Here is a 26,611-nt window from a genome sequence, read left to right on the forward strand (position 1 = left end):
TTTAACCTTTTAATTTATCTAAAAAATCTCTTTGATTTTGATTCAGATGTTCAAGTATTTTTTCTGGAGTTTGATTATCACAGAAAGATTTACATAGAGCTATTTTTCTTCCATCTGAGCCCCAAAGGTAATTATCCTTGTCAGGATTATTTTGTGAGGTGCACTCTGAAAGATATTCGAGAATAATTTTATTTCTATGTGCAACTTGATTTCGAACGTTTATCTGTTTTTTTCCAATGATTTTATATTTGTCTTTCCGTAGTAAATTATTTGCAGTTTCTATAATTAGGGCAGGAGATAAAAAATCTTCTATTGCCCAGTTTTGAGATTGTCCACTAAAGTTCCTAGGATTATCATCTAAAATGGTGTGGTCATGTCTGGGAATAAGAATGCTTTGGATTTTCAGGGAGGTTAATTTTTTAGGATTGATTTTTGATTTAGATTCTCTTCCCTCTTTATCATTATCAAAAATACATAAAATTTTTGGTTTTTCTGGAAAGGGGTTATCTTTGGCGAAATCATTATAATATTGCAAGTATCCTGCAATTTTGGTTGCTCCTCCAGCGCAGATAATGTTTGGAATTTCAATATCTACGGCTTCCATCAGTTTTTCTAAGTATTTTTTGTCTTCCTCTCCTTCTACTAAGACATTAAATGGCAAAAGCTCCCATCCGTCATTATTGTTAATTCCTAAATGTTCTTTAATTGCTTTGATCTTTTCAGATGTAGAGGTAAAAGCAATATTTTTAGTGTTTATTTCATAAAATATTTTACCAGGTCGTCTTTCATAGTCCCTACGTTCAGAATTCCCTATAAATAAATTAACCGTATCAATATTTCTTAAGTTAATAAAATGTTGTGAGTGTGTAGTGAGTATAATTGTTTGCTTATCTTCTTTACACATTGATTGCAAAGTTTCAAATACTTTTCTTTGTAATTTTGGTTGTAAAAATGCTTCTGGTTCATCAATTGCCCAAATAATTTTTTTATTTTTAATATTTTTTGAAATATATTTCATTAACGAAAGAAAAACTGCTCTTTGAGCTCCACTACCTTTAGATTCAATTTCATGATTATTGCCGTCTTGTAGAGTGATGGATGTCATTGTGCGAATTACATCTCTCAATCTATCAAATTCTGCAAAGTTTATTAGAATTTTAGCCTCTTTCAAAATTCCATCAAAATCAGTAAGTTCTTTAAAGCAATGGTTTATGTCATTCTCAATGTCGGTGATGGCTTGTCTAGATAGATCTATAAACTCTTCCAATTTTTCTAAAGGACGACTTTGTTTTGTACGTTTTTTATCCAAAGCTAGTAAGCCGTCTTTTTCTAGAATAGCTCCAATGAGGCTTGGTAAATGTATGTTATGAGATTCTATAAATATAAATTTAAATTCTGATAAAAAATCAAAGGCTTTGTTATCATTAATATCTTTGGAATCTAATTTGTATGAAGAGTTACCTTTTGCATCAAAACGTACTAAAAGTTTTATAATTTTACCGTGATTTTCAAATTCCCCAATTAATTCTGTCTTGGTTCTTCCTCCTCGCGAACCATAATATATGTGATGTGGAATATCAGTTTCAGCATGGTATAAATTTTTATCATGAATATGATTAAAATATACGTTTAAAGCTCTTAAAAAATTAGTTTTACCAATATTATTTTCACCACTGATTACAATAGGTAGATTATCAATAAATTTAACATTAACGTTAATAAGAGATCGGAAATTTTTAATTTGAAATTTTCTTAAGATCATATTTATTTTCTTTGCTATTGCAGTATTGGGAACAGATTCCCTGTTCCCAAATATTTTCAGACAATCTTACACGTTAAACAAGAAGTGCATCACATCGCCGTCTTGCACGACATATTCTTTGCCTTCTACGCGCATTTTGCCGGCTTCTTTGGCTTTGGCTTCGCCGCCGAGCGAGACAAAGTCGTCGTAGGAAATGACTTGGGCGCGGATGAAGCCGCGTTCGAAGTCGGTGTGGATGACGCCGGCGGCTTGCGGGGCGGTGTCGCCTTTGTGGATGGTCCAGGCGCGGACTTCTTTGACGCCGGCGGTGAAGTAGGTTTGCAGGCCCAAGAGGTCGTAGCCCGCGCGGATCAGGCGGTTCAGACCGGGTTCTTCCAAGCCCATTTCGGCGAGGAACTCGGCTTTTTCGTCGTCTTCCAACTCGGCTATTTCGCTCTCCATCGCGGCGCAAACGGCAACGACGGGGGCGTTTTCTTTTTCAGCCAATTCTTTCAGGCGGTCGAGGTGCGGATTGTTTTCAAAACCGTCTTCAGCAACGTTGCCGACATACATGGCGGGTTTGGCGGTGAGTAGGAACAGCGGTTTGAGCATGGCGAGTTCTTCAGCGTCTAAACCGAAGGAGCGGACAGGTTTGCCTTCGTCCAGATGCGGCAGCAGTTTTTTGCACAGTTCGACCAGTTTTTGCGCGTCTTTGTCGCCTGAGCGGGCGCGTTTTTCTTCGCGGACGATGGCTTTTTCGATGCTGGCGAGGTCGGCAAGGGCCAGTTCGGTGCCGATGGTTTCGATGTCGGCAATCGGATCGACTTTGCCGGAAACGTGGACGATGTTGTCGTCGTCAAAGCAGCGCACGACGTTGACGATGGCGTCGGTTTCGCGGATGTTGGCGAGGAACTGGTTGCCCAAGCCTTCGCCTTTGCTTGCACCTGCAACCAAACCGGCAATATCGACGAACTCGACGATGGCGGGCTGCATTTTTTGTGGGTTGACGATTTTCGCCAGCTCCGCCATGCGCGGGTCGGGCACTTCGACGATGCCGACGTTGGGTTCGATGGTGCAGAAGGGATAGTTCGCCGCTTCGATGCCCGATTGGGTCAACGCGTTAAAGAGGGTGGATTTGCCTACGTTGGGCAGGCCGACGATACCGCATTTCAAGCTCATGGTTTTTCCTGAAAAGATAAAAGTTTAACGGCGGATTATAGCATATCGGGGAATGACTCAAAAACTGTAAAGGTCGTCTGAAAAGCGCAGTTTTATGCGATGGGAACGGTTGGCGTTTTCAGACGACCTCGATGATGAAGGGAAGAGGTGGTATGGGCTTTGCCCGCGAGAAATATATCGGTCTATTTTGTTTGGGGCGAGTGGCAAAATATCCTGATTTTCGTGGGCGGAGCCCACGCTACGGCTGCGGCAGGTGTTTTATTCAAACCCATAATAAAGGTCGTCTGAAAACAAGGATAGCGAGTTTTTCTAAAACTACTACTTCGTTTTCAGACGACCTTTTGTGTATATAGATTTTTAATCAAACAGCAAAATCAGCAGCAACACAATCGCAATCACGCCCAGCCACATGCTTTGCCGCTGCTGTACTTTGACCAAATGGATATAGGCATCGCGCATTTCCTGCTGGCGGTTTTCGTCAACCAGCGCATTGATTTTGCGCGGCAGGGAAGGGATGATTTGCGCCCAGTCGGGGGCTTCGTTTTTGAGGTTGCGCCAAAGGGCTTTGGGGCCGACCTGTTCGTTCATCCATTTCACCAAAAATGGTTTGGCGGTTTTCCACAAGTCCAAATCGGGATCAAGCTGCCGTCCCAAGCCTTCGATGTTGAGCAGCGTTTTTTGCAACAACACAAGCTGCGGCTGGATTTCGACATTGAAGCGGCGGCTGACTTCAAACAGGCGCATCAATACGAGGCCGAACGAGATTTGCGAAATCGGTTTGTTGAACACCGGTTCGCACACGGCGCGGACGGCGGCTTCCAATTCTTCCGCGCGCGTGTCGGCGGGCACCCAGCCCGATTCGATGTGGGCGGTGGCGACGCGGTGGTAGTCGCGGTTGAAAAAGGCGAGGAAGTTGATGGCGAGATAGCGTTTGTCGTAGTCGGTCAGCGTGCCGACGATGCCGAAATCGAGGGCGATGTAGCGGTTGTCGGCGGCGACCAGAATGTTGCCGGGGTGCATATCGGCATGGAAAAAGCCGTCGCGGAAGACTTGTGTGAAGAAGATTTCCACGCCGTAATCGGCAAGTTTGTGCAAATCGATGCCGTCGGCTTTGAGTTTGGCGATTTCCGATACGGGCGTGCCGTCCATCCATTCGATGGTCAGTACGTCGCTGCTGCAGTAGTCGTAAAACACCTTGGGTACAATCAGCATATCGCTGTTTTGGAAATTGCGACCGAGCTGGCTGGCATTGGCGGCTTCGCGCATCAAGTCCAACTCGTCATGCAGATATTTGTCAAATTCTGCCACTACTTCGCGCGGTTTCAAACGCTTGCCGTCGGCAAACAGACGTTCGACCCAAGCTGCGCCGAAGCGCATCAGCGACAAATCCTGTTCAATCACGGGCAAAAGGTTGGGGCGCAAGACTTTGACCGCCACCTGTTCGCCCGAATGCAGGCGGGCTTTGTGTACTTGGGCGATGGACGCGCTGGCGACGGGTTCGGTTTCAAATTCCGCGTACAGCGTTTCGATGGATTGCCCCAGCGATTTTTCGATTTGCGAGCGTGAAAGCTGCGCGTCGAACGGCGGGACTTGGTCTTGCAGCTTTGCCAGTTCGACCGCGTAATCATGCGGAATCAAATCGGGGCGTGTGGAGAGAACCTGTCCGAACTTGATGAAAATCGGCCCCAGGCTTTCTAGTGCAAGGCGCAGGCGGACGGCCGGCGGTTCGTTTTCCAATTCAGACGACTGCGGCAGCATTTTCAACAGCGTCCGCGCCCAGCCCGGACGGACAAGCGCGGCAAACAGCTCGGCGAGGCGGTAGAGGTAAAGCGTGCGGAGGATGGTTTTGATGCGTTTGAGCCGTTTCATGATTAAGCGCGGAAAATGCTGAAAGTCGAAATTATATAGTAAATAGGCTGTGCCCACACGGAATGGGATGGGGCTAGGACATGGATGTGGGCAGGAATTGGCTTTGCGGGCGTGCGGATGGTTTGCCTTCATTGAATCAAAAAGGTCGTCTGAAAACGTTGGGCAAAGCTGCTTGTCCGTTTTCAGACGACCTTTGTTTACGGCTATATATTATTCGCTCAAGAGCGCAATATCCGCTACCGCGTTCATCTGCTCGGCCAAGCGGTTCAGCAGGTTCAGGCGGTTTTGTTTTACGGCGGGATCTTCCGCCATCACCATCACGCCGTCGAAGAAGGCATCGACTTGCGGTTTGACGGAAGCCAGTTCGGACAAGGCAGTCTGGAAATTGCCTTCGGCAACAGCGGCGGCAATTTTCGGCTGCAAGTCTTGTGCGGCGGCGTACAGGGCTTTTTCTTCGTCTTGTTGCAGCAGGCTTTCATCGACTTCGCCCAGCGCGGCATCGGCTTTTTTCAGCAGGTTTTGCACGCGTTTGTTGGCGGCGGCGAGCGCGGCGGCTTCGGGCAGTTGTTTGAACGCGGCAACGGCTTGCAGTTTGGCGGTCAAATCGTCCAAACGGCGTGGCTGTTTGGCGAGTACGGCGGCGACGATGTCTTGCGGATAGTCGTTTTGCAGCAACACGGCAAGGCGCGCCTGCATGAAATCAGCGGTTTCAGACGGCGTTTTCTCGTTGAGCAAACCTTTGGGGAAGCTGTCGAAGGTCGTCTGAATCAGCTCGTTTACGTCCAAACCATACTGCATCAGCATCCGCAAAATACCCAAGGCGGCGCGGCGCAGTGCGTAGGGGTCTTTGTCGCCGGTAGGAATCAGACCGATACCCCAAATGCCGACCAGGGTTTCCAGTTTGTCGGCCAGCGCAACGGCAGTGGCAACTTTGCCGTTCGGCAGGTTGTCGCCGGCAAAACGTGGCTGATAGTGCTGCTCGACGGCTTCGGCGATTTCTTCAGTTTCACCGTCCAAGCGGGCGTAGTATTTGCCCATCGTGCCTTGCAGTTCGGGGAACTCGCCGACCATTTCGGTTACCAAGTCGGCTTTTGCCAGACGCGCGGCGCGTTCGGCTGCGGCGGCATCTGCACCCAAAGCTTTGGCGATGTGGGCGGCGATGCTTTGCAGGCGTTCGATACGCTCGGCTTGCGAACCGATTTTGTTGTGGTAAACCACGTTCGCCAGCTTGGGCAGGCGGCTTTCCAAAGTCGCTTTTTGGTCTTGTTTGTAGAAGAACTCGGCATCAGACAGGCGCGCGCGCAAGACGCGTTCGTTGCCTTGGATGATGTGCGACGGGTCTTCGGTTTGCAGGTTGGAGACCAGCAGGAAGCGGTTCATCAGCTTGCCGTTTTGGTCGAGCAGCGGGAAGTATTTTTGGTTTTGCTGCATGGTCAGAATCAGGCATTCCTGCGGCACGGCGAGGAAATGTTCTTCAAAACCGGCTTCCAAAACAACGGGGTATTCGACCAGCGCGGTAACTTCGTCCAATAGCGCTTCATCGGCGGCTACGGTGGCTTTCAGACGGCCTGCCTGCTCGTTCAATGCCGTCTGAATCGCAGCTTTGCGCTCGGTAAACGAAGCGACGACTTTGCCTTGCTCGCGCATTTGTGCGGCGTAGCTGTCGGCGTTTTCAATGGTGATTTCGCCGCTGGAAAGGAAGCGGTGTCCCAAGGTTTGATTGCCGCTTTGCAGACCCAAAACGCTGACGTTCACGATGTCGCTGCCGTGCAGCACAATCAGCCCGTGAACGGGGCGCACGAAGGTAAACGTGCTGCTGCCCCAACGCATTACTTTCGGAATCGGCAGTTTCTTAACCGCTTGATTGATAATGTCTTCCAAAAGTTCGCCCAACGGTTTGCCGGTTTGAACGTATTCGTAGGCGTACACATCCTGCTTGCCGTCGTGGACGATGGTCAAGTCTTCGATTTTCGCCCCCGCACCGCGTGCAAAACCTTCCAAAGCCTTGGTTGGTGCACCGTCTTTCATGGCATTCGCCACGGCAGGGCCTTTTTTCACGATTTTCTGATCGGCTTGAACGGATTTGACGTTTTTGACTTGAACGGCCAAACGGCGCGGCGAGGCGTAGGCGGTAAATTCGGCTGCACCGTCAATCAGTTGCGCTTTTTCCAAGCCTTCGGCAACAGAAGCGGCGAAGTGGTTGCCTAAATTATTCAGGGCTTTTGGGGGGAGTTCTTCGGTAAGGAGTTCGATTAAAAGGGTTTGGGTTGTCATGTGAGACTTTCTGCTCTTTACATTTGTCGGTTTTAATTTCGTTGAAGCGGATACTTTCAGACGACCGTTGGCTGGAAACACCGTCTTGGTTGGATTTGTCTGGAAGTTTGGTGATAAAGCCATCGGATTCACGCGCCGGTATGGTGTGCATTGCCGATGTCTGTTTGATTTGGTGCAGATTATGCCACAATTGCGCCTTTTCTGCGGCGTGATTATTAGAGAAGTTGGAATGGAAGCGGGAAGAGGATGATGAAGATAGGGGATAAAGCTGCCGGATAAAGATAACTTCCTTGTTTTGCCCTGATTTCAAATCAATCTGTCGTTGCATTAGGTGATCATGTTATGCGCTTTCATATTGGTGCGGGTGTGTGTTTGGCAGGTTAAAAGAAAAAGGTCGTCTGAAACTGCAAACAGTCTTTCAGACGACCTTTTTAAAGGAGACGGTCATTAGGATTATTGACGTTTCGCGCCGTAACCGCCGATGAGGTGTTCGCTGCCGTCTTGGTTTTTCAGACCGTAAGTACCGCCGATTTCAGCAGCTTTTGCACCGTAGAATTTACCGCTTAAATTACCTTTCAAGCCGGCTGCGGCAGCTTCAACCGAACCCAGGAAGAGGTTGCCGTTTTCCCATTTCGCCGTACCTTTCATGTCGTATTTCGCATCGGCTTCGCTTACACGGCGGCCGTTGGCGTCGAGGGAGTGGAATTGGGAATTGGTAGTTTCAAAGCGTACGCCTTTCAAACCGAAATCAGCAATGGCTTTAACATCCGCTGTCAGCTGACGGCTTTGGTCACCTTTCACAACATAGGCAGTAGTCAAGCCGTTGTAAGTTGCCGTACCTTTTTCAGGCAGGTCGGTGAACTTGGTTTCATCGCCTAAGCTTTGATAGCCGTAAATCACACCGGATTTCGGATCAATATAGTGGGCGAAAGTTTGGTAAGTCCAACCGGCAGCGGCAGGATCGTGCATAACGATCTGCGTACCATCGACAAAGCGGATGACGTAGATGCCGTCGAATCGTTTGTCAAACACCAAACCATCGGCATCAGTGCGGAAATAGGCAATTTGATTCATGGAATCTTGAGTATATTTTGTCAAACCTGCACGAAGTTGACGTTTAAAGTCATACAGTTCTGACAGCTCTTTGATCTTGGCTTCAATTTCTGCAATTTTGTTTGTATCAATACCGTCGGTACCGCCTTCTTTTGCTTTTTTAAGGTTTTCCCGTTCGGTCTTCAATTGTTTGAAGATTTCGACAATACGGTCGTCCAAAGTTGATTTGCCGTATTCGTATTTGGTATTTTTTTCGCTGCCATCTTGTTCGCTGATATCGGCTTTTGTGTTGCCTTTAGAATTGATTTTTGCGATGAGGGAATCGGTGGTTGTCCATTCGGGTTGCGTTGCACTGCCATTCGCATTTTTATTGAATAGTACAATTCCATCCAATTTCACTTCATCGTTGGCTTTAAAATCTAAAGAGCTGATCAAGCCGCCTTGATCTTTGTTTTGGTTGTCCGTTTGGAATTGTTCTCCTGTTTCTTTTTGGCGCAATTGAACATTTGGATTGTTTTGTTGCGCACTGGCTGAAGAAATGAAGCTGGTGTGCAGCGGTGTAGCAAGGTTTAAAGTTTCCAGCGGAGCTTCATCAATCAGACCGGCGAGGTTATCGGCATGATTGTTGCGAGGTGCTGCGGCTACTACGGTATTGCCATTATTGTTATTGGTAGCGCTGGGGGCGGCATTGCTTGGGCTGCTGTTTTTAGCAGGGCTGCCGTTGCCACTTGTGCTGGTTGATCCGGTGGAAAGAGTGGATGCGCCACCGCTGCCACCGCCTCCTCCACAGGCAGACAGGATTGCAGCGCTGATGGCGGTTAAGATGATGGTTTTGATTTTAGTGTTGATTGCAGACATATTGTCCCCTTTTTTGTTGATTGGAATGGTGCTTTTTATCAAATGGCATAAAGTATTATCATAGATATAATTATGACAAAAATAAACTGTTTTTTACATTTGTTGGGATAATTGTCTATCGATATGCGGTTTGTGTTTGATTTGTACGACATAAAGGTCGTCTGAAAATGCTTGAAACTGCCGGTTGCGGTTGTCTGCTTTAATCGGGCTTCGTTTTCAGACGACCTGCCATTACAATCACGTTTTATTTTAGAGAAGAATTTATGCGTCATTTTGTGTCTGTAATTTTGTGTTCATGTTTCCTCGCTGCGTGCTCTACTCCTATGGCTCCTCAAGATATTTCTACTGCTTCCGCCCGTTGGGCGACTTTGGTAAAGCAAGATGCTAATTTGTACCGTATTGACGATAAGCTTTACCGCAGTGAGCAGCCGGTTGCGGAAGATGGGGAACTGATTGAGCATCTCGGTATCCGTAGTGTGATTAATTTGCGATTTTTTGATCGGAACGACAACGAAACACATTTAAAAGGCCGTAATTTGATGCTGCTGAACCGTCCTTTGTTGACGTGGAAAATTAAGCCTAAAGATATCGCGCAAACTCTTTTCTTAATTGAAAAGCAACAGAAATACGGTCCTGTATTGGTTCATTGCTATCATGGGGCTGACCGTACAGGTTTGATTTCCGGAATGTACCGTATTATTTATCAAGGTTGGTCGGTGGAAGAGGCTAGGTTGGAAATGCAACATGGTCCTTATGGTTATCATAGTATCTGGAAAAATATTGAGAATTTGTTTACCGAAGAAAAGGTACAGGAAGTACGCGAACATTTGGAACGCCTGCGAAAAGAGGGATGATGTTGAATGTAAGGTGAGGTCTGGATTAGGCGTCTTGGAATGATAACGATGTTGGTTTTAACTTATCTTTATCATTTTCTTGCGCTTACGGTATTATGTTTGGCGTACACTTTGCCGGTCTCTTCAAACTAAGAACGATTCTTATGTATCACGGTGAACGCTTTAATGCGTATACTCATTTGATCGGCGCCATGCTGGCTGTTGCGGCATTGGTGCTGATGATTATTAAGGCGGATGATTCATATCGGCTTGCCAGTGCGATTACTTATGGTGTTTGCCTGTCTTTGCTGTATCTGGGCTCAACGTTGTACCACAGTATTCCTCAACCTAAAATTAAGGCTGTCTTGCAAAAAGTGGATCATTGTATGATTTATCTGTTGATTGCAGGCAGCTATACCCCGTTTACCTTGATTCCTCTTAAGGGAGAATGGGGTTGGTCGCTTTTCGGTGTGTCATGGGGCTTGGCATTTTTAGGGATTATTCAAGAGCTTACGATAGGGAGAAAGAGTGAAAAACGGCTGTTGTCCATGATCATTTATGTGGTGATGGGATGGTTGATTTTGGTTGCTTTATTTCCATTGGTTCAATCGCTTTCATCTGCCGGGCTGTTTTGGCTTGCGTTGGGCGGTATATTGTATAGCGTCGGTATCTATTGGTTTGTGAATGATAAAAAGATTAAACATGGTCATGGTATTTGGCATTTGTTTGTTCTTGGTGGCAGCTTGGCTCAATTTGTCTGCATCTATTTTTATGTACTTTAAGAGGCTGACGGTTTGTATAGTGGATTAAATTTAAATCAGAACAAGGCGACGAAGCCGCAGACAGTACAGATAGTACGGCAAGGCGAGGCAACGCCGTACTGGTTTAAAGTTAATCCACTATAGAAGTTGTATCAAGGTTTTTGTTGTAGGGCGGTAACCGAAATCTTATCTGTAATTGAATTTACAGCTGAATGATAGAAAGATGATGTAAAAAATCCCCACTGAAAAGTGGGGATTTTGCTTTGCAATTCTTTTGCTTAACCTTTGCGGGCAGGCAATTTTTCTTTAATGCGGGCCGCTTTACCGGTCAGGCCGCGCAGGTAGTACAGTTTGGCGCGACGGACGTCACCGCGGCGTTTTACTTCGATTTTTTCTACGGTAGGGGAGTAGAGTTGGAAGGTACGCTCAACGCCTTCGCCGCTGGAAATTTTGCGGACGATGAAGTTGCTGTTCAAGCCGCGGTTACGACGGGCGATAACAACGCCTTCGTAAGCTTGCAGACGGCTGCGTGAACCCTCTACTACGCGTACGGAAACGACTACGGTGTCGCCCGGTGCGAATTCGGGGATTTCTTTGTTCAGGCGAGCGATTTCTTCTTGCTCTAATTGTTGAATCAGGTTCATTGTTTTTCCTAAATTATGATTGGATTTCCTGTTGCTCTTGCAAGATTTCTTTTAAGAGGCGGGATTCCTTTGGGATTAAACTGCGCTTTTCCAGCAGGTCTGGTCTGCGCTCCAGGGTGCGCCGCAGCGATTGTTTCAACCGCCATTCGGCTATCAAGCCATGATTGCCCGAACGCAATACGTCAGGGACGGTCATGCCTTGGAATTCTAAAGGTTTGGTGTAATGGGGGCAGTCTAATAGGTCGTCTGAAAACGAATCCTGTTCGGCTGACTGTATGTCGCCCAATACGCCGGGTATCAGTCTGAGTACGGCATCCATCAGCATCATGGCGGGTAGCTCTCCGCCGGAAACGACAAAGTCACCTATGCTGATTTCTTCATCTACGCTGCTTTGCAGCAGGCGTTCGTCAATTCCTTCGTATCGTCCGCAAAGCAGTATGAGATGCGGGGATTTTGCAAGCTCTACGGCTTTTTTGTGGGTCAGCGGTTGACCTTGCGGACTAAGGTAGATGACTTTTGCAGGCGCTGAAGATGTTTGTTTGGCTTCTTCTATCGCTGCTTGCAGCGGCGGCGCCATCATAATCATTCCGGGACCTCCGCCAAAGGGGCGGTCGTCAATATAACCGAGTTTGTTGTCGGCGAATTTGCGGGGATTGATGGCTTGGAATTGCCAAAGGTTTTGTTTTTTTGCGCGACCGGTTACGCCGTATTCGGTAATGCTGTCGAACATTTCGGGGAAGATGGTGATGGCTTGTATCAACATCAGTAGTCTAAGCCCCAGTCGGCGGTAATGGTTTTGCCTTCGGTATCGACGGCCTCGATGTAGTTGGATACGAACGGGATCAGGATTTGGCCATGTTCGCCATTAATCATCAAAACATCGTTGGCGCCGGTTTCCATCAGGTTTGTGACTTTGCCGAGCACGATATTGTCTTTGTTGATAACGGTCATGCCGACTAAATCTGCCCAATAATATTCGTCTTCCTCGGTAGGGGCGAATTCTTCTCGGGGGATTTCGATGGTATAGCCGCGCAGGGCAAAAGCTTGATCGCGATCATCTATGCCTTCGAATTTGACCTGAAGCTCTCCGCTGACGATTTTGCCGGCTTCGAGTGTCACATTCAGGGTTTTACCGTCTTTGCTTAACTGCCACTCAGGGTAGTCCAGGAGGCTGTCGGCGTATTCTGTATTGGCGGCTATTTTGAGCCAGCCTTTGATGCCGAATACGCCTTTGATGTAGCCCATGGCTACCCGTTGTCGAGTGTCGGTCATAGCAAGATTAGCCGGTGATTAAGCAGCAGCTTTTTGTTCTTTGATCAGTTTTGCAACTGCGTCGCTGACTTGTGCGCCTTGGGCGATCCAGTGGTTCAGGCGGTCGGCTTGGAGGCGTACGCGCTCTTGTTTTTCATTGGCGACAGGGTTGTAGAAGCCAACGCGCTCAATGAAGCGGCCGTCGCGGCGGTTGTGGGAGTCGGCAACGACTACGTGGAAGAAGGGACGGTGTTTAGAACCACCGCGAGCCAAACGGATAACTACCATTTTGAGTCCTTTTGAGAAAATCGGATAGATAAGAAACCGCTAATTTTAGGATATTTTGCGTTGTTCATGCAAGTTTTTATTTGTTTTTGTTGCTGTTTTGCGGAGTGGTCAGGCTGAGGCGTGCTTGGCATAAAGTGTTGTCTTCTTCTGAGGGGGTGATGGTAAAGCCTGATTTTTCAGCAAGTTTAAGCATAGGGGTGTTGGATTTGAGTATTTGGGCACTCATGACGCGGTAGCCTTGTTGTGTTGCCGATTGGATAATCAGCTTCATCATTTCCGCTGCCAACCCTTTGCCGCGCACGTTTTCGGCAAGTGTGATGCCGAATTCGCATTCGTTGCGGTTGATACGGCTGAAGCGGCTGACGGCGACGATGAGGTCGTCTGAATTGCGCGCCGTCCATGCGGCTTCGCTGTGGTAGTCGAGTTTGCTGAAGCGTGCGAGGGTAGGGGTGGGCAATTCGTTGGTATGGGTCATGAAGCGGGTGTAGCGCGCCTGCAGAGACAGGCTGCGGACGAATTGTTGCTTGGCTTCCGCGTCTTCGGGAGTGAACGGGTGGATGGTTACGGTTTCGCCGTTTTTGAGGGTAAGCGTGGCAGGATGCTCGGTCGGGTAGGGGGCAAGCACGTTTTGGATGGGGGCTTCGCTTTCGGTTTTTGCGCCCAAAAGTTCGGCGGCGGCTTCGCCGGTGTTGCGGAGGAACTCGGCGGCAGTCGGATTTTTGCTGCGCAGGTATTCCGCTGCGGTCTGTACTTTGGCGGCGGCCTGCTCGAGCTTGAGGGTGGCTATATTGGTTGGTTTATTTTTGGGGGAAGGACGTTCGTCAGCCTGCAAGACAAAGTCGCTGCTGTATTGGTCGCCGTTGAGGTTGAGCAGGATTTCGCCGATGTATTGCTGCCGTTGGCTGAGTGTGTTTAGGGTGTGCAGGAGCTGGTTGAGGGTGTGTGTATTGTCGAGTTGGGCGAAACGGGCGATGTGTTCGCTGTCCAGCGTAGAGAACGGCGGGAGCGCGGCGGCGGTTCTGCCTTGATGGCATACGGTCAGGATGTCGCCATAGGCGGTATGGCGTTGGAAACGGAATTGCACGGCGTTATGCACGGTGTGCTGATAAGCCGGCAGACACAGGGCTTCGGCAAGCAGGGGCAGGTCTTTTGATGCGAGGGCTTTGGTAATGTTTCTTGCTTGCGGGGTTTTCAGACGACCTTTTTTGGGCGTGGCGATGCGTAACTGCTCTTTTTGCAGTTGGTCGGCAATGTTGCGGAACGATACGGCTTGCAGGGCTTGTTCGGGACGGTCGAAATGCAGGAGGTCGTCTGAAAAGCGGCTGCTGACAAGCAAGGGTTTGGCAGTGTGTTTCGCCAGCATGCTCAGGGTGCGGGTCAGATTTTTTTCGTCAGGGCTGTCGGCCGGGGCAACGATGGCGAGCAGGGCTTCGGTATGGGTATTTTGAAGTTGTTGGCTGGCGATGCTGTGGTAATGGGCGGGCGTGGGTGTGCTGCCGATGTAGCCTTGGCGGATGTGCGGCTGCTTGGTGGGGAATTGGAGTTTTAGGTTTTGGGGCGCACAGGTTTCCAGCCACTCGGCAGGGGTGTCGGACAGGATGTCGATACTGTTCAGAGGGGGGAGGTCGGATAAACGCGCGTGCAGGGCGGCTTCGAGTTCGCTGCTGCTGAATGTGGCGAGGAAGTTGCAATGACGCGCGAGGCAGCGTAACACGGCTTTTTCGGTGTCGTCCGAACGGTGGGTAACGTGGAGGATGAGCGGGGTGTGGCGGGTGAAATGGCGGATGGCGCTGAACAGGTTGCGCTGGTTTTCGGCTGGATTGTGTTCGATAACGGCAACTTTAGTATGGCGGTTGTGGCCGAAACGGTTGAGCCAGTCGGCAGAAGTGGTGGGGCTGAGCGGATAGTTGAGGCTGATGTGGCGTGAAATGCCCTGTCCCATTTTTTGCAGCATGAGGTTGATTTCGCTGCTGACGGAGGCGTGTCCGGTCAGAAGGGCAGTGTAGCCTGCCGGATGGTCGGGTTGGGAACTGATGTTGAGGCTTTGCGATGGAAGCTGCACGCCGGCGGGGCTGCACACGCTGATGTTGAGTTCGTTGCCGTGGTGTTTTTTGATGGCGGCTTCGGCGGTGTGCCATTCGTCGTCGGACAGGCTTTCCCAGTCTTGGATGAGGATGATGTGGCCGAACTGTTTTTTGCGGCAGGATTTGAACAGGGCGTCGTAGCTGTCGGGTGGTGTTACGGCGATGACGAGGTCGGCACTGCCGGGGATTTTGTTGAGATTGGTGTAGGAGGTGAGTCCGGCAACCGTGCGGTGGCGGAGGTTGACGGGTGTGATTTGACCTTGAAACGGTGCGCTCAGGAGGTTGCTCAGGATGCGTTCGCCCAAGCTGTATGGGCGTTCGCTCGCGCCCACGAGGATGATGTGGTTGGGCATGAAGAAGTAGCCGGACATGGATTGGGCGGACATGGTGCCTCCTTTTCGGTGTGTGGACGCTGCGTTTCAGACGACCTTTCGGGCGGTTTGGGTTGGAAGGGGTGTGTGATGAGTGAACGGGATTGGGCGTTCGTTGTTGGTTTTGTTATCAATGGATAGTCTGTTTCGCTGCTCTTTATGGCGGAACATGCAGACTTTAAATGATTTAATTATTCACTTGCATTATATATGACAAATGGCATAAAAGGTCGTCTGAAAGGCGGGAACGTAAGGGTTTGTTCTTTTTAGACGACCTTTTATAGGCTTGGGGTGTGGCAATTTGTTTATAGTGGATTAACTTTAAACCAGTACGGCGTTGCCTCGCCTTGGCTCAAAGAGAACGATTCTCTAAGGTGCTGAAGCACCAAGTGAATCGGTTCCGTACTATCTGTACTGTCTGCGGCTTCGTCGCCTTGTCCTGATTTAAATTTAATCCACTATACAAACCCCGATGGGCAACATTCATGGTTAAGAGTTTTTAGGATGCGGTTTTTCCGTTTTGCCGTTCACTTTCTTTTTGGGCAGGATAAAGTGCATTTTCAAACCATTCGGCTTGATGTTTTCAGCCATGATTTTGCCGTTGTGCTGCTCCATGATGTGTTGGGTCAGGGCAAGGCCTAAGCCGGTACCGGGTTTGCTGGCGCTGGAGTCGGCACGGTAAAAGGCGGTGAAAATGTGCGGCAGTTGCATTTCGTCCACGCCGGGGCCGTTGTCGGTAACGTCCACAATCCAATGCTTGCTGTCTTGTCCGATATTGACTCGGATGGTGCTGCCTTCGGGACTGTAATTGATGGCGTTGCGGATAACGTTGTCAAACGCGCGGTACAAATAGCCTTCGTTGGCGCAGACCGTGGCATTTTCGGGGATTCTGGGTTCGACCGAAAGGGTAACGGTTTGTTTGTTCTGCTGGGCGATGCTTTGGTTGTCTTCCACGATGTTTTTCAGGAAGGGGACGAGCTTCAGGCTTTCTTTTTCCAGCGGGATATTGGATGTTTCCAAACGGGACAGCGTCAGCAACTCGCCAACCAAGGTATCCATGCGGGTCAATTCGCCTTCCAGCCTTTTCAGATATTGTTCCTGCTTTTGCGGCTGCGCCTGAATCAGTCCGACAATCGCCTGCATACGCGCCAAGGGGGAGCGCATTTCGTGGGATACGTGGTGAAGCAGGTGGCGTTCTTTGGCAACGAGTTTTTCTAGTTTTTCCGCCATTTTGTCGAACTGGATGGCAAGGTGGGACAATTCGTCGTCGCGGTCGTCCACTTGCTGGGAAATACGTGTTTCAAGTTCGCCGTTTGCCACCCTGTCCATACCGCTGCCCAAGATTTTGATGGGCTTGGTAATGTTACTGGCGAGGATGTACGCCATCAGTAGGCCGACGACGATGATGAAGGACAGGATGATGAATTCATGCCAAATCGGGGCGAGCGGCAGGCCTGGGATAAAGAGCGGGCTGGGCAGGCGTTGCGCCTGATGGCTGTCCCAACCTTTGATAAAGAAGAGGTATTCTTCGCCGAAACGGTCGTATTCGATATGTGCCAAATCGGAATTGGGATTATTGATGGCAAACACGCGGGCGCGTTCGATGGTGTGGTTGTCGATGTTGCGGTCAAGGATGTCTTTTTTCTCGTCGCCCAAAATGACGTAAACGGAATTGGAAACGGGGCTGTCTTCCCATTCCGCCAAAATTTCGCGCGCACCGCTGTCCCCGCGTGCCCTAAAGGCGGAGAGGATACTGTTCATCAAAGTGGTTTCGATGGTACGGCGTTGGTTGAATTGGTTTTCGGCAAGGGTATTTTGCACCAGCCAAAAAGAAAAACTCGCCACAAAGATTGCGCAGACGATGACTGCGCAAAATGTGGCGAAGATGCGTTGAAACAGTTTCATTGATCTGTTTTATCTTTAGTTTTTAACAAACAGGTAGCCCAAGCCCCGTACGGTCTGAATCAGCGAGGCATCGCCCAGTTTGTGGCGGATGCTGGAGATGTGGACGTCGATGCTGCGGTCGAATTTTGCCAGTTTGCGGTCAAGCGCTTCGATGGACAAAGTTTCTTTGCTGACAACTTGTCCGGCATGGCGCATCAGGACTTCGAGCAGGTTGAACTCGGTACTGGTCAGCTCAAGCGGAGTGTCTTTGATAGTCGCCTGACGTTTGGCAGGGTACAGGACGACGTCGCTGACGGAAATGCTGTTTGGCGCGTTGTTCGGCTCGCCGCTTTGTTGCGCACGGCGCAGGATGGCGTTGATGCGTGCCAACAGTTCGCGCGGGGTGCAAGGTTTCGGAACATAGTCGTCCGCACCCATTTCCAATCCGATGATGCGGTCGATGTCGTCGCCTTTGGCGGTCAGCATGATGATGGGAACGGTGCTTTGGGAGCGGACGTTTTTCAATACGTCCAAGCCGTTCATTTTCGGCATCATGGAGTCTAATACGACGACATCGTACTGGCCGGTCAGGATTTCGTGTACACCGGCTTCGCCGTCCGGAACACTGTGGACGTTCAGTCCTTCGGCGGTAAGGTATTCGGTGAGCAATTCGGTCAGCAAAGCGTCGTCATCTACGAGTAATACGCGACTCATGGGATTTCCTTTTCGTGATTGTATGCGCTGCGCAAACCCGAAATAAACGGGTGCGGCGGATATTGATGGCTAATCTTAACACGCATTTTGAGTTTTTTGATAGCTTGTTTTCCTATGCTTTTGCGCTTTTTTGCATTGCAGGGACGCTGTCTTTACATTTTCAGACGACCCCTGTACCAAATCTCCAAAATATACGCCGGATACGCGTCAAACGGACGGCAAAATGATGCCGGTAAAGGCTGTGTTCGAGAAAGAACGGGGGATTCTATAGTGGATTAACTTTAAACCAGTACGGCGTTGCCTCGCCTTGCCGTACTATCTGTACTGTCTGCGGCTTCGTCGCCTTGTCCTGATTTAAAGTTAATCCACTATAAAACAGGTCGTCTGAAAACGTATTCAGGCTTTCAGACGACCTGTTTGATGTTAGAATGATTGCTTATATCTATGAATGAATCACCAAGGGGCTTGTCGATATGTCCTTATCCATTGACGAACAGCTTTTGCCGCACCGCAATGCCATCGATGAAATCGATGCCGAGATTTTGCGTCTGTTGAACGAGCGCGCAGGCCATGCGCACGCCATCGGCGAATTGAAAGGAACGGGCGCGGTGTACCGTCCCGAGCGCGAAGTCGCGGTATTGAGGCGGATTCAGAGTTTGAACCAAGGCCCGTTGCCTGACGAATCCATCGCAAGGCTGTTTCGCGAAGTGATGAGCGAATGCTTGGCGGTGGAGCGTCCGCTGACGATTGCCTACCTCGGCCCGCAGGGAACGTTTACCCAGCAGGCAGCCATCAAACATTTCGGCCATGCCGCCCATACCGCCGCATTTCAAACCATAGACCAGTGTTTCCGACAAGTTGAAACGCGGCAGGCGGATTATTTGGTCGCGCCGGTTGAAAACTCAACCGAAGGCTCGGTCGGCCGCACCTTAGATTTATTGGCAGTAACCGCATTGAAAGCCTGCGGCGAAGTCATTGTCCGCATCCATCACAACCTTTTGCGTAAAGGCACGCACGAATTGGGCGGCATCACAAAAGTCATCGCACACGCCCAAGCGCTGGCGCAATGCAACGACTGGCTCGGACGCAACCTGCCCAACGCCGAACGCATCGCCGTTTCCAGCAACGGAGAGGCGGCAAGGCTGGTGGCAGAATCAGACGACCCAAGCATCGCCGCCATCGCAGGGCGTACCGCAGCCGATATTTATCATTTGAACTATGTCGCCGAATGTATCGAAGACGAGCCGAACAACACCACGCGCTTCTTGGTCATGGGGCATCAAGATACAGGCAGCAGCGGCAAAGACAAAACCTCGCTGGCAGTCTCCGCGCCCAACCGTGCCGGCGCCGTCGCCGCGCTGTTGCAGCCGTTTACCGAATCAGGCATTTCAATGACCAAGTTCGAAAGCCGCCCAAGCAAATCCGCGCTGTGGGAATACCTGTTCTTCATCGACATCGAAGGACATCAAAACGACGAAAAAGTCCAAAACGCACTGCGGCTCTTGAGCGAACGCGCATCGTTTGTCAAAGTCATCGGGTCCTATCCGGCAGCCGTTTTGTGATGTAACGGAAATAAAGAAGGTCGTCTGAACATTCAGGCGACCTTTTTTGCTAAACAAGGGTCGTCTGAAATATTGAACGCGTTTTTTCAGAACCAATCAGACTTCGGTATGGATGCCGCGCTTTTTAAAGGATGCTTTTACACGCTCATGCCAGTCTTTGATAAACAGCGGCACAGTTCTTTTGAACAGCAGGCATAAGATAAGGACGGGTATAAAGCCGATTTTTTATAAAATGCCGTCTGAAATTTCAGACGGCATTTGGTCTATTAGAATTTAGGCATTGAGCAGCCTTCTGAGACAACAATCTTACATCCAGAAACACCGGCTGCACGACATTTCCTTAAGGCTTCAGTTTCTGCAAGTCCTGGTTCTTTCATTCCGTAAAATGTCTTTAATATTTTTCCTTTATTACCTTGGGCAACGGCAATGCAGCCATTCCTGACTGAAGCAGCTATTACGCAAGGTTTATTGCTTCCTTCCCGTTCACAGGTTCTGATGGCTTCTCTCTCTGCAGCAGCTCGGGAATCCATATCGAGTGCACCACCCGAAATGCCCGTTTTAAGGTTAACTGCCAGTGCACCGTATTTTGAAGGGACATTGATGTTTACAACCTTTGGTTGACTTTGGGTGGAGCCGCTATTGGAAGATTGGGGGCTGCCAACGTTATATAAAATCTGCCGACCCGAGCTGTCGATAATGCGACAAGTACCTGTTGCAGGCTGGTATTCGCCGCCACAACCATTGGCATAAACATTAAGGCTAGTCAGTCCTAACAATACAAAAAACAATTTTTTCATTACAATTCCAATCTTTTGTTTTTTAAAAATTTTAATATTTAAATGTAGAAATACTAGGATGGCTTACTTCCTTTGCCGGGTTGTTTCATGGTGTCTGTGATCACTGTCTGACTGCTACCTGTTGTCCATGAAGTATTATATTACTTATTCAATTTGCTGCGTTTTTTCAACATGACCATTCCATCGGGCAGCCCACTCTTTTAATAAACAGTGGCGTTTTTCAAATGTCCGACGCAAAGTCGGTAGTCCGATTAGCCGGTCAATCGTTTTTCCCAGCCCGAAAGTAAATTCCACCGTATCCGTCACACAGGTACGCCCTCCGGAAAATCTGAATTCATGCGTATGGCGGAAGGAGCGGTAAATCCCTTTCAGCATCAGGTCGGTAAACGATTGGTTCGGCTCAAGCGAAATGATTTCGGCACGATGCCGCAACCAAATCCCGCAAACTCTGTATCTGAAATCCAAAATATCTCCCCGCGCCCAGTATTCCTTTTCCGACAGCCATTGCACGTCAAACGGAAACTGACAGGCAAATCCGTGTCGGGAAGTACAGTAGCGGAATATCGGTTCGAGCGGCGCATCCAGCCGGACGCTGCGGGTGTAAGTCAGCATGATATCGACCGTTGTGGGCAAAGATGGGGATATGGATAAGAGTGGTGCGGTCGGTATCAGTTCATAATGGTATAGTGGATTAACTTTAAACCAGTACGGCGTTTACGGCGTTGCCTTGTCCTGATTTAAATTTAATCCACTATATTGAACAGCGTAGGTTGGTTTGGTATGAATAATGGAATAAAGGTCGTCTGAAAATTTTCAGACGACCTTTATGACAAATCGCGGCAGCGGGTTCAAATTATTCTTGGCTGATGGGTTCGAAGCCCGGGCAGTCTTCATTGTTTTTTGAGTTGCTTGCCCAGAAGATGCCGTCGCTGTTGAGGTAAACGGAGCAGGTCTCGGTGGACTTGTATTCGTCTGTGGGTTTGGCTTCGAGGATGTATCTTGAGGAGGCGGAGTTTACGATTTTTTTATCGTTGTCGTCCGGACCTTCGAAGTTGAAGATGGAGATATTGAAATATTGGTTTTGAACCAAGGGAGGCAACGCGGGATTGCCTGCTTCGGCTTTTACGGTCGCATGCTGGGCGTAGTAACGCTCGAGGTTTTGGGCGTTGATCAGCAGCTCGGAGCGGACGCTTTCCAAGCGTGTTTTGCGGACGTAGCGTTGGTAAGAGGGATAGCCGATCGTCGCTAAAATCGCGATGATCAGGACGACAACGAGTAGCTCGGGGAGAGTAAAACCTTGTGATTTGTTTTTCATAGTAAGTGTCATTGTGTTGTTATATTTATCATGCCGGGTCGTCTGAAAGGTTCGGGGAGGCGGCCGTTGTTGGGTTTGATAGATGTTGAATTATAGTTCTTTTCTCTTGTTTTGAATGTTTGGATAAATATTGAGATTGGGAAAATATGTAAATACGTTGAAATATTCTGGAAAAGGATTTTGATTATTTCTATGTAAAACAATAAGTTAGATTTTAGTTTGGTCGGTTATTGTCTTGGCTGGGGTAGATGTTTACAGTAAAATCTGCCCGTTTTCAGCGTTTTCGGCGGATAAGTGTTGGGATTATGCGACATGAATCGGGTGCCGGATTGAACAGATGAAATGGATGAATCAGAAAGTCAGTTATGGCAAAAATCATTAATAAATGGACGGTTGGAATAACGGTTGCTGCGGTGCTTGGATTTGCCGCGTGGTCTTATTTCCAGCCCGAACCTCAAACTTCTTACATCACGGAAACGGTCAAACGCGGCGACATCAGCCAGACGGTATCCGCTACGGGCGAGATTTCGCCGTCGAATTTGGTGTCGGTGGGCGCGCAGGCTTCGGGGCAGATTAAGAAGCTGTACGTCAAGCTCGGACAGCAGGTTAAAAAAGGCGATTTGATTGCGGAAATCAATTCGACCACTCAGGTGAATACGCTGAATACGGAAAAATCCAAGCTGGAAACGTATCAGGCGAAGTTGGTTTCTGCCGAAATCGCGCTGAACAGCGCGGAGAAGAAATACAAGCGCGAGGCGGCTTTGTGGAAGGAAAACGCGACGTCCAAAGAGGATTTGGAAAGCGCGAAGGATGCGCTGGCTGCGGCTAAGGCAAACGTTGCCGAGCTGAAGGCTTCCATCAAGCAAACCAAAATTTCCATCAATACTGCCGAATCGGAATTGGGCTATACCCGCATTACCGCGACGATGGACGGTACGGTGGTGGCGATTCCGGTGGAAGAAGGGCAGACGGTGAACGCGGTGCAGTCCACGCCGACGATTATTCAATTGGCGAATCTGGATACGATGTTGAACAAAATGCAGATTGCCGAAGGCGATATTACCAAGGTCAAAGCGGGGCAGGACATTTCGTTTACGATTTTGTCCGAACCGGATACGCCGATTAAGGCGAAGCTTGACAGCGTCGACCCGGGTTTGACCACGATGTCGCTGGGCAGCTATACCACCAGCACGGACACGACTTCCAATGCGATTTACTACTACGCCCGCGCTTTGGTGCCTAATCCCGACGGCAAACTTTCTATCGGTATGACGACGCAGAATACGATTGAAATCAACGGCGTGAAAAACGTTTTGCTCGTGCCGACGCTGACGATTAAAAAACACGACGGCAAATCGTTTGTCAGCGTTTTGGGCGCGGACGGTAAAGCTTCGGAACGCGAGATTACGGTCGGTCTGAAAGACAGTATGAATACCGAAGTCAAAAGCGGTTTGAAAGAAGGCGACAAGGTAGTGATGTCGGAAATGAGCGCGGCGGAGCAGGCTGAAGCGGCACAACGCGCCATGCAGGGTGGTCCGCCGAGATAAATAGGCAATAGGTCGTCTGAAAGTTTTGTTTTTGAGCAGAATCCCCTTTCAGACGACCTTTCCACTCCATACATCATTATCGGTCGGAAACACTTATGAGCTTAATCGAATGTAAAAACATCAACCGCTACTTCGGCAGCGGCGCGAACCGCGTTCATGTGTTGAAAGATGTCAGCCTGTCGATAGAGAAGGGCGATTTCGTCGCCATCATCGGGCAGTCCGGTTCGGGCAAATCCACGCTGATGAACATCCTCGGCTGCTTGGATAGCGCGACTTCGGGTTCGTATCAAATCGACGGCATCGAAACCGCCAAAATGGAGCCGGACGAGCTGGCGGCATTGCGGCGCGAACGCTTCGGCTTTATTTTCCAACGCTACAACCTTTTGGGTTCGCTGACGGCGCGGGACAACGTCGCCCTGCCTGCCGTGTATATGGGCATGGGCGGCAAAGAGCGTTCCACGCGCGCGGAGAAGCTGTTGCAGGATTTGGGTTTGGAAGGCAAAGAAGGCAACAAACCCAGCGAACTTTCCGGCGGTCAGCAGCAGCGCGTCTCCATCGCCCGCGCCCTGATGAACGGCGGCGAAATCATCTTCGCCGACGAACCGACCGGCGCGCTCGATACCGCCAGCGGCAAAAACGTAATCGAAATCATCCAAAAGCTGCATAAAGAAGGGCATACCGTGATTATGGTTACGCACGATCCCGGTATCGCCGCCATCGCCAACCGCATCATCGAAATCCGCGACGGCGAAATCATCTCCGACAGTTCAAAAAATCCCGAAATCCCTGAAAGCAAAATAGAACGCATCAAAGAAAAATCTTCGTGGCTGTTTTATTACGACCAATTCGTCGAAGCCTTCAAAATGTCGGTGCAGGCGATTATGGCGCACAAAATGCGTTCGCTTCTGACCATGCTCGGCATCATCATCGGTATCGCTTCGGTCGTGTCCGTCGTCGCTTTGGGCAACGGCTCCGAGAAAAAAATCCTCGCAGACATCAGCGCGATGGGGACGAACACCATCAGCATCTTCCCCGGGCGCGGCTTCGGCGACAGGCGCAGCGGCAGGATTAAAACCCTGACCATTGACGACGCCAAAGTCATTGCCAAACAAAGCTACGTTGCTTCCGCCACGCCGCAAACCACCTCCGGCGGCACGCTGACTTACCGCAACACCGATTTGTCCGCCTCGCTTTACGGCGTGGGCGAACAATATTTCGACGTGCGAGGGCTGAAGCTGGAATCAGGCCGCCTGTTTGACGAGGGCGATGTAAAAGAAGACGCGCAAGTCGTCGTGATCGACCAAAACACCAAAGAAAAACTCTTTGGCACAGACGTCAATCCCTTGGGCAAAACCGTCCTCTTCAACAAACGCCCGCTGACCGTCATCGGCGTGATGCAAAAAGAAGAAAACTCCTTCGGCAACGCCGACGTATTGATGCTCTGGTCGCCCTATACGACCGTGATGCACCAAATTACCGGCGAGAGCCACACCAACTCGATTACCGTCAAAATCAAAGACGACGCCAACACCCAAGTCGCCGAAAAAGGACTGACCGAGCTGCTCAAAACGCGGCACGGTACGGAAGACTTTTTCATGAACAACAGCGACAGCATCAAGCAGATGGTTGAAAGCACCACCGGCACGATGAAGCTGCTGATTTCCTCCATCGCCTTGATTTCATTGGTGGTCGGCGGTATCGGCGTGATGAACATCATGCTGGTGTCCGTAACCGAGCGCACCAAAGAAATCGGCGTGCGCATGGCGATCGGCGCGCGGCGCAACAACATCCTGCAACAATTCCTGATTGAAGCGGTCTTAATCTGTATTATCGGCGGTTTGGTCGGGGTAGGGCTGTCCACAGCAATCAGCCTCGTGTTCAACCAATTCGTCACCGAATTTCCGATGGAAATTTCCATCGGCTCCGTCATCGGTGCGGTTGTCTGTTCCACCGCCATCGGCGTAGCGTTCGGTTTTATGCCCGCCAACAAAGCCTCCAAGCTCAATCCGATTGATGCCTTGTCTAAGGATTAAGTTGTCAGACGACCTCCAAACCCAAAGGGTCGTCTGAAAACCCCGTTTGGCTATTGTCATCACAATGAACATACACACCGAGGAAAACCGAATGATTACCCTGCATGTATTGGCACAATCCCGCGCCCTGCGCATCGTCTGGCTGCTCGAACTCATCGGCGCACCGTATCAAATCAAAACCTACGCGCGCCATCCCGAAACCCTGCTGGCACCCGACGAACTCAAAGCCGTACACCCGCTGGGCAAATCCCCCGTTATCGACGACGACGGATTCGTGCTCAACGAAAGCGGCGCGATTACCGACTACCTGATTCAAACCTACGGCGGCGGACGCTTCATGCCCGAACGTGGCAGCCAAGATTACTGGCATTACCAACGCTGGCTGCACTATGCCGAAGGTTCGCTGATGCCCTTGCTTTTGCTCGGGCTGGTGTTCCGCAAAATAGAAAACGCCCCCATGCCGTTTTTCGTCAAACCCGTCGCACGCAAAATCAGCGGCAACGTCAAAAACGGCTTTATCGAACCGCAAGCCGCCCTGCATCTAGCCTATGTCGAAAACGAATTGAACGGCAAAGACTGGCTGGTCAACAACCGGCTCAGCGGCGCCGACATCATGATGAGTTACCCGCTGCAAGCCGCCGCCGACCGCTTCGGATTGGCGGACTATCCCAATATCCGCGCCTATTTGCAGCGCATTGAAAAAGACCCCGCCTATCAAACGGCGGTACAGAAAGCAGGCGGCCCGCTGCTGCGTTTGGATAAATAAGGTCGTCCGAACCCACAACATATAGTGGATTAACTAAATCAGGACAAGGCGACGAAGCCGAAGACAGTACAGATAGTACGGAACCGATTCACTTGGTGCTTCAGCACCTTAGAGAATCGTTCTCTTTGAGCTAAGGCGAGGCAACGCCGTACTGGTTTAAAGTTAATCCACTATATTTCAGACGACCCCTCCCGGAACAGGCATCTCAAGCCTTCAATACAAGGAAACCTATGGACGTTTACGCAACATACACAGCCCATCCGCAAAGCGGCATCGAACAAATCAAAGCCTCCACCGGCACGCCTGCCGCCGTATCCGAATGCAGCGCAGGCAAACTATGGGACGCGCTGCATTTCGTACTGACCGGCAAAGGCTCGGACGATGCCGACGCGGTAAACCCGTTGAGCAAAGCCATGATTGGCAACATCCTGCGGCAGGACGAAGAAGCAGGCGAACACACCGGCTGGATCGACGATACTGAAATTGCCGAAGTAGCCCAAGCCCTGAACCAAGCCGATTTCGCCGCGCTGCTCGACGGCAAAACCGCAGCAGATTTTCAAAACAACCAAATCTACCCCGATATTTGGGGCGATGAAAAAGCCTTTGCCGAAACCCGCGCGGAATTGGCGCAGCGGTTTAAAGAGCTTGCCGCGTTCTACCAAGCCGCCGCCGAACAGCATTGCGGCGTGGTGGTTAGGATTTCATGATTTCAGACGACCTTTTTGAATGGAAAGAGGTCGTCTGAAAAACGGATTCCACGGCGAAAGGTACATGAATAATTGATTTA

At 49.8% G+C, this 26,611-nt stretch carries 23 protein-coding genes; 7 read left to right on the forward strand and 16 right to left on the reverse strand.

Annotated elements, in window-relative coordinates:
• Position 1 precedes the first annotated feature (1 nt).
• From H3L95_RS13445 to H3L95_RS13470, 6 genes are all read right to left on the reverse strand, one after another.
• Entirely contained in the window at positions 2 to 1,762 is a 1,761-nt protein-coding gene (locus tag H3L95_RS13445; RefSeq protein WP_182096178.1) for an ATP-dependent nuclease, read from the reverse strand.
• Positions 1,763 to 1,828: 66 nt separating this feature from the next.
• Positions 1,829 to 2,920, reverse strand: coding sequence for a redox-regulated ATPase YchF (ychF, locus tag H3L95_RS13450; RefSeq protein ID WP_003758009.1), 1,092 nt, complete (start codon positions 2,918 to 2,920; stop codon positions 1,829 to 1,831).
• A 357-nt stretch (positions 2,921 to 3,277) separates the two neighbouring features.
• On the reverse strand, positions 3,278 to 4,789 hold the full coding sequence (ubiB, locus tag H3L95_RS13455; RefSeq protein WP_003758015.1) for a ubiquinone biosynthesis regulatory protein kinase UbiB: 1,512 nt from the start codon (positions 4,787 to 4,789) through the stop codon (positions 3,278 to 3,280).
• A 210-nt stretch (positions 4,790 to 4,999) separates the two neighbouring features.
• Positions 5,000 to 7,063 carry a glycine--tRNA ligase subunit beta gene (gene glyS, locus H3L95_RS13460; protein WP_003758017.1) on the reverse strand — a complete coding sequence of 688 codons (2,064 nt, stop codon included), beginning with the start codon at positions 7,061 to 7,063 and terminating at the stop codon, positions 5,000 to 5,002.
• On the reverse strand, positions 6,999 to 7,391 hold the full coding sequence (locus tag H3L95_RS13465; protein ID WP_128887915.1) for a hypothetical protein: 393 nt from the start codon (positions 7,389 to 7,391) through the stop codon (positions 6,999 to 7,001). The genes glyS and H3L95_RS13465 overlap by 65 nt, the downstream gene beginning before the upstream one ends.
• A gap of 125 nt (positions 7,392 to 7,516) precedes the next feature.
• Positions 7,517 to 8,974: a transferrin-binding protein-like solute binding protein gene (locus H3L95_RS13470; protein ID WP_040668442.1), complete on the reverse strand. Its 1,458-nt coding sequence runs from the start codon at positions 8,972 to 8,974 to the stop codon at positions 7,517 to 7,519.
• Between the two features lie 323 nt (positions 8,975 to 9,297).
• On the opposite strand from H3L95_RS13470, the gene H3L95_RS13475 reads away from it, so the two are divergent.
• Together H3L95_RS13475 and trhA are read left to right on the forward strand one after the other, a co-directional pair.
• Positions 9,298 to 9,828 carry a tyrosine-protein phosphatase gene (locus H3L95_RS13475; RefSeq protein WP_003758025.1) on the forward strand — a complete coding sequence of 177 codons (531 nt, stop codon included), beginning with the start codon at positions 9,298 to 9,300 and terminating at the stop codon, positions 9,826 to 9,828.
• A 143-nt stretch (positions 9,829 to 9,971) separates the two neighbouring features.
• The gene (trhA, locus tag H3L95_RS13480) at positions 9,972 to 10,589 is read left to right on the forward strand and encodes a PAQR family membrane homeostasis protein TrhA (RefSeq protein WP_003768595.1); all 618 of its coding nucleotides are present in this window, start codon (positions 9,972 to 9,974) and stop codon (positions 10,587 to 10,589) included.
• 257 nt (positions 10,590 to 10,846) lie between these two features.
• Here trhA and rplS read toward each other — a convergent pair whose 3' ends face one another.
• The 7 genes from rplS to misR all read right to left on the reverse strand — a co-directional run bounded on the left by rplS (position 10,847) and on the right by misR (position 17,804).
• Positions 10,847 to 11,212, reverse strand: a complete 366-nt coding sequence (gene rplS, locus H3L95_RS13490) for a 50S ribosomal protein L19 (RefSeq protein WP_003679470.1) — start codon at positions 11,210 to 11,212, stop codon at positions 10,847 to 10,849.
• Between the two features lie 13 nt (positions 11,213 to 11,225).
• On the reverse strand, positions 11,226 to 11,975 hold the full coding sequence (gene trmD, locus H3L95_RS13495; RefSeq protein WP_003740829.1) for a tRNA (guanosine(37)-N1)-methyltransferase TrmD: 750 nt from the start codon (positions 11,973 to 11,975) through the stop codon (positions 11,226 to 11,228).
• Entirely contained in the window at positions 11,975 to 12,484 is a 510-nt protein-coding gene (gene rimM, locus H3L95_RS13500; protein WP_003758029.1) for a ribosome maturation factor RimM, read from the reverse strand. The genes trmD and rimM overlap by 1 nt, the downstream gene beginning before the upstream one ends.
• Positions 12,485 to 12,502: 18 nt before the next feature.
• A complete protein-coding gene (gene rpsP / locus H3L95_RS13505) occupies positions 12,503 to 12,751 on the reverse strand; it encodes a 30S ribosomal protein S16 (protein WP_003740833.1) in 249 nt (82 codons plus the stop codon).
• A gap of 76 nt (positions 12,752 to 12,827) precedes the next feature.
• Positions 12,828 to 15,221, reverse strand: a complete 2,394-nt coding sequence (locus H3L95_RS13510; protein ID WP_040668446.1) for a bifunctional acetate--CoA ligase family protein/GNAT family N-acetyltransferase — start codon at positions 15,219 to 15,221, stop codon at positions 12,828 to 12,830.
• A gap of 474 nt (positions 15,222 to 15,695) precedes the next feature.
• Positions 15,696 to 17,111, reverse strand: coding sequence for a HAMP domain-containing sensor histidine kinase (locus tag H3L95_RS13515; RefSeq protein ID WP_003758036.1), 1,416 nt, complete (start codon positions 17,109 to 17,111; stop codon positions 15,696 to 15,698).
• Between the two features lie 15 nt (positions 17,112 to 17,126).
• Positions 17,127 to 17,804, reverse strand: coding sequence for a two-component system response regulator MisR (misR, locus tag H3L95_RS13520; RefSeq protein ID WP_003740839.1), 678 nt, complete (start codon positions 17,802 to 17,804; stop codon positions 17,127 to 17,129).
• 473 nt (positions 17,805 to 18,277) lie between these two features.
• Here misR and pheA point away from each other — a divergent pair, with 473 nt between their 5' ends.
• Positions 18,278 to 19,366, forward strand: coding sequence for a prephenate dehydratase (pheA, locus tag H3L95_RS13530; protein WP_003758043.1), 1,089 nt, complete (start codon positions 18,278 to 18,280; stop codon positions 19,364 to 19,366).
• A 266-nt stretch (positions 19,367 to 19,632) separates the two neighbouring features.
• Here pheA and H3L95_RS13535 read toward each other — a convergent pair whose 3' ends face one another.
• The 3 genes from H3L95_RS13535 to H3L95_RS13545 all read right to left on the reverse strand — a co-directional run bounded on the left by H3L95_RS13535 (position 19,633) and on the right by H3L95_RS13545 (position 21,478).
• Positions 19,633 to 20,163 (reverse strand): DUF4189 domain-containing protein, encoded by a 531-nt coding sequence (locus H3L95_RS13535; RefSeq protein ID WP_003758046.1) that lies wholly within the window; start codon positions 20,161 to 20,163, stop codon positions 19,633 to 19,635.
• 144 nt (positions 20,164 to 20,307) lie between these two features.
• Positions 20,308 to 20,775 carry an SRPBCC family protein gene (locus tag H3L95_RS13540; RefSeq protein ID WP_003758048.1) on the reverse strand — a complete coding sequence of 156 codons (468 nt, stop codon included), beginning with the start codon at positions 20,773 to 20,775 and terminating at the stop codon, positions 20,308 to 20,310.
• 241 nt (positions 20,776 to 21,016) lie between these two features.
• Positions 21,017 to 21,478, reverse strand: coding sequence for a type IV pilin protein (locus H3L95_RS13545; RefSeq protein WP_009312346.1), 462 nt, complete (start codon positions 21,476 to 21,478; stop codon positions 21,017 to 21,019).
• Between the two features lie 365 nt (positions 21,479 to 21,843).
• Between H3L95_RS13545 and H3L95_RS13550 the strand changes: the two genes are divergently transcribed.
• The 4 genes from H3L95_RS13550 to H3L95_RS13565 all read left to right on the forward strand — a co-directional run bounded on the left by H3L95_RS13550 (position 21,844) and on the right by H3L95_RS13565 (position 26,531).
• Positions 21,844 to 23,025, forward strand: a complete 1,182-nt coding sequence (locus H3L95_RS13550) for an efflux RND transporter periplasmic adaptor subunit (protein ID WP_003758056.1) — start codon at positions 21,844 to 21,846, stop codon at positions 23,023 to 23,025.
• Positions 23,026 to 23,120: 95 nt separating this feature from the next.
• A complete protein-coding gene (locus tag H3L95_RS13555; RefSeq protein ID WP_003758058.1) occupies positions 23,121 to 25,058 on the forward strand; it encodes a MacB family efflux pump subunit in 1,938 nt (645 codons plus the stop codon).
• 91 nt (positions 25,059 to 25,149) lie between these two features.
• Complete coding sequence (locus tag H3L95_RS13560) at positions 25,150 to 25,824, forward strand: glutathione S-transferase family protein (RefSeq protein ID WP_040668447.1); 675 nt, start codon at positions 25,150 to 25,152, stop codon at positions 25,822 to 25,824.
• A gap of 230 nt (positions 25,825 to 26,054) precedes the next feature.
• Positions 26,055 to 26,531 (forward strand): DUF1877 family protein, encoded by a 477-nt coding sequence (locus H3L95_RS13565; protein ID WP_003758062.1) that lies wholly within the window; start codon positions 26,055 to 26,057, stop codon positions 26,529 to 26,531.
• Positions 26,532 to 26,611: the final 80 nt, after the last annotated feature.

It is taken from the genome of Neisseria sicca, assembly GCF_014054945.1.
Lineage (GTDB): Bacteria > Pseudomonadota > Gammaproteobacteria > Burkholderiales > Neisseriaceae > Neisseria > Neisseria sicca.

Bases quoted from the DNA above. Each gene is read 5' to 3' on its own strand.
- H3L95_RS13465 (WP_128887915.1), bottom strand. From the start codon at position 7,391: ATGCAACGACAGATTGATTTGAAATCAGGGCAAAACAAGGAAGTTATC.
- pheA (WP_003758043.1), top strand. From the start codon at position 18,278: ATGTCCTTATCCATTGACGAACAGCTTTTGCCGCACCGCAATGCCATC.
- H3L95_RS13555 (WP_003758058.1), top strand. From the start codon at position 23,121: ATGAGCTTAATCGAATGTAAAAACATCAACCGCTACTTCGGCAGCGGC.
- H3L95_RS13535 (WP_003758046.1), bottom strand. From the start codon at position 20,163: ATGAAAAAATTGTTTTTTGTATTGTTAGGACTGACTAGCCTTAATGTT.
- trmD (WP_003740829.1), bottom strand. From the start codon at position 11,975: ATGTTGATACAAGCCATCACCATCTTCCCCGAAATGTTCGACAGCATT.
- trhA (WP_003768595.1), top strand. From the start codon at position 9,972: ATGTATCACGGTGAACGCTTTAATGCGTATACTCATTTGATCGGCGCC.
- glyS (WP_003758017.1), bottom strand. From the start codon at position 7,063: ATGACAACCCAAACCCTTTTAATCGAACTCCTTACCGAAGAACTCCCC.
- rpsP (WP_003740833.1), bottom strand. From the start codon at position 12,751: ATGGTAGTTATCCGTTTGGCTCGCGGTGGTTCTAAACACCGTCCCTTC.
- H3L95_RS13540 (WP_003758048.1), bottom strand. From the start codon at position 20,775: ATGCTGACTTACACCCGCAGCGTCCGGCTGGATGCGCCGCTCGAACCG.
- H3L95_RS13475 (WP_003758025.1), top strand. From the start codon at position 9,298: ATGGCTCCTCAAGATATTTCTACTGCTTCCGCCCGTTGGGCGACTTTG.
- ubiB (WP_003758015.1), bottom strand. From the start codon at position 4,789: ATGAAACGGCTCAAACGCATCAAAACCATCCTCCGCACGCTTTACCTC.
- misR (WP_003740839.1), bottom strand. From the start codon at position 17,804: ATGAGTCGCGTATTACTCGTAGATGACGACGCTTTGCTGACCGAATTG.
- H3L95_RS13515 (WP_003758036.1), bottom strand. From the start codon at position 17,111: ATGAAACTGTTTCAACGCATCTTCGCCACATTTTGCGCAGTCATCGTC.
- H3L95_RS13510 (WP_040668446.1), bottom strand. From the start codon at position 15,221: ATGTCCGCCCAATCCATGTCCGGCTACTTCTTCATGCCCAACCACATC.
- H3L95_RS13545 (WP_009312346.1), bottom strand. From the start codon at position 21,478: ATGAAAAACAAATCACAAGGTTTTACTCTCCCCGAGCTACTCGTTGTC.
- H3L95_RS13470 (WP_040668442.1), bottom strand. From the start codon at position 8,974: ATGTCTGCAATCAACACTAAAATCAAAACCATCATCTTAACCGCCATC.
- H3L95_RS13560 (WP_040668447.1), top strand. From the start codon at position 25,150: ATGATTACCCTGCATGTATTGGCACAATCCCGCGCCCTGCGCATCGTC.
- H3L95_RS13550 (WP_003758056.1), top strand. From the start codon at position 21,844: ATGGCAAAAATCATTAATAAATGGACGGTTGGAATAACGGTTGCTGCG.
- H3L95_RS13445 (WP_182096178.1), bottom strand. From the start codon at position 1,762: ATGATCTTAAGAAAATTTCAAATTAAAAATTTCCGATCTCTTATTAAC.
- ychF (WP_003758009.1), bottom strand. From the start codon at position 2,920: ATGAGCTTGAAATGCGGTATCGTCGGCCTGCCCAACGTAGGCAAATCC.
- rimM (WP_003758029.1), bottom strand. From the start codon at position 12,484: ATGACCGACACTCGACAACGGGTAGCCATGGGCTACATCAAAGGCGTA.
- H3L95_RS13565 (WP_003758062.1), top strand. From the start codon at position 26,055: ATGGACGTTTACGCAACATACACAGCCCATCCGCAAAGCGGCATCGAA.
- rplS (WP_003679470.1), bottom strand. From the start codon at position 11,212: ATGAACCTGATTCAACAATTAGAGCAAGAAGAAATCGCTCGCCTGAAC.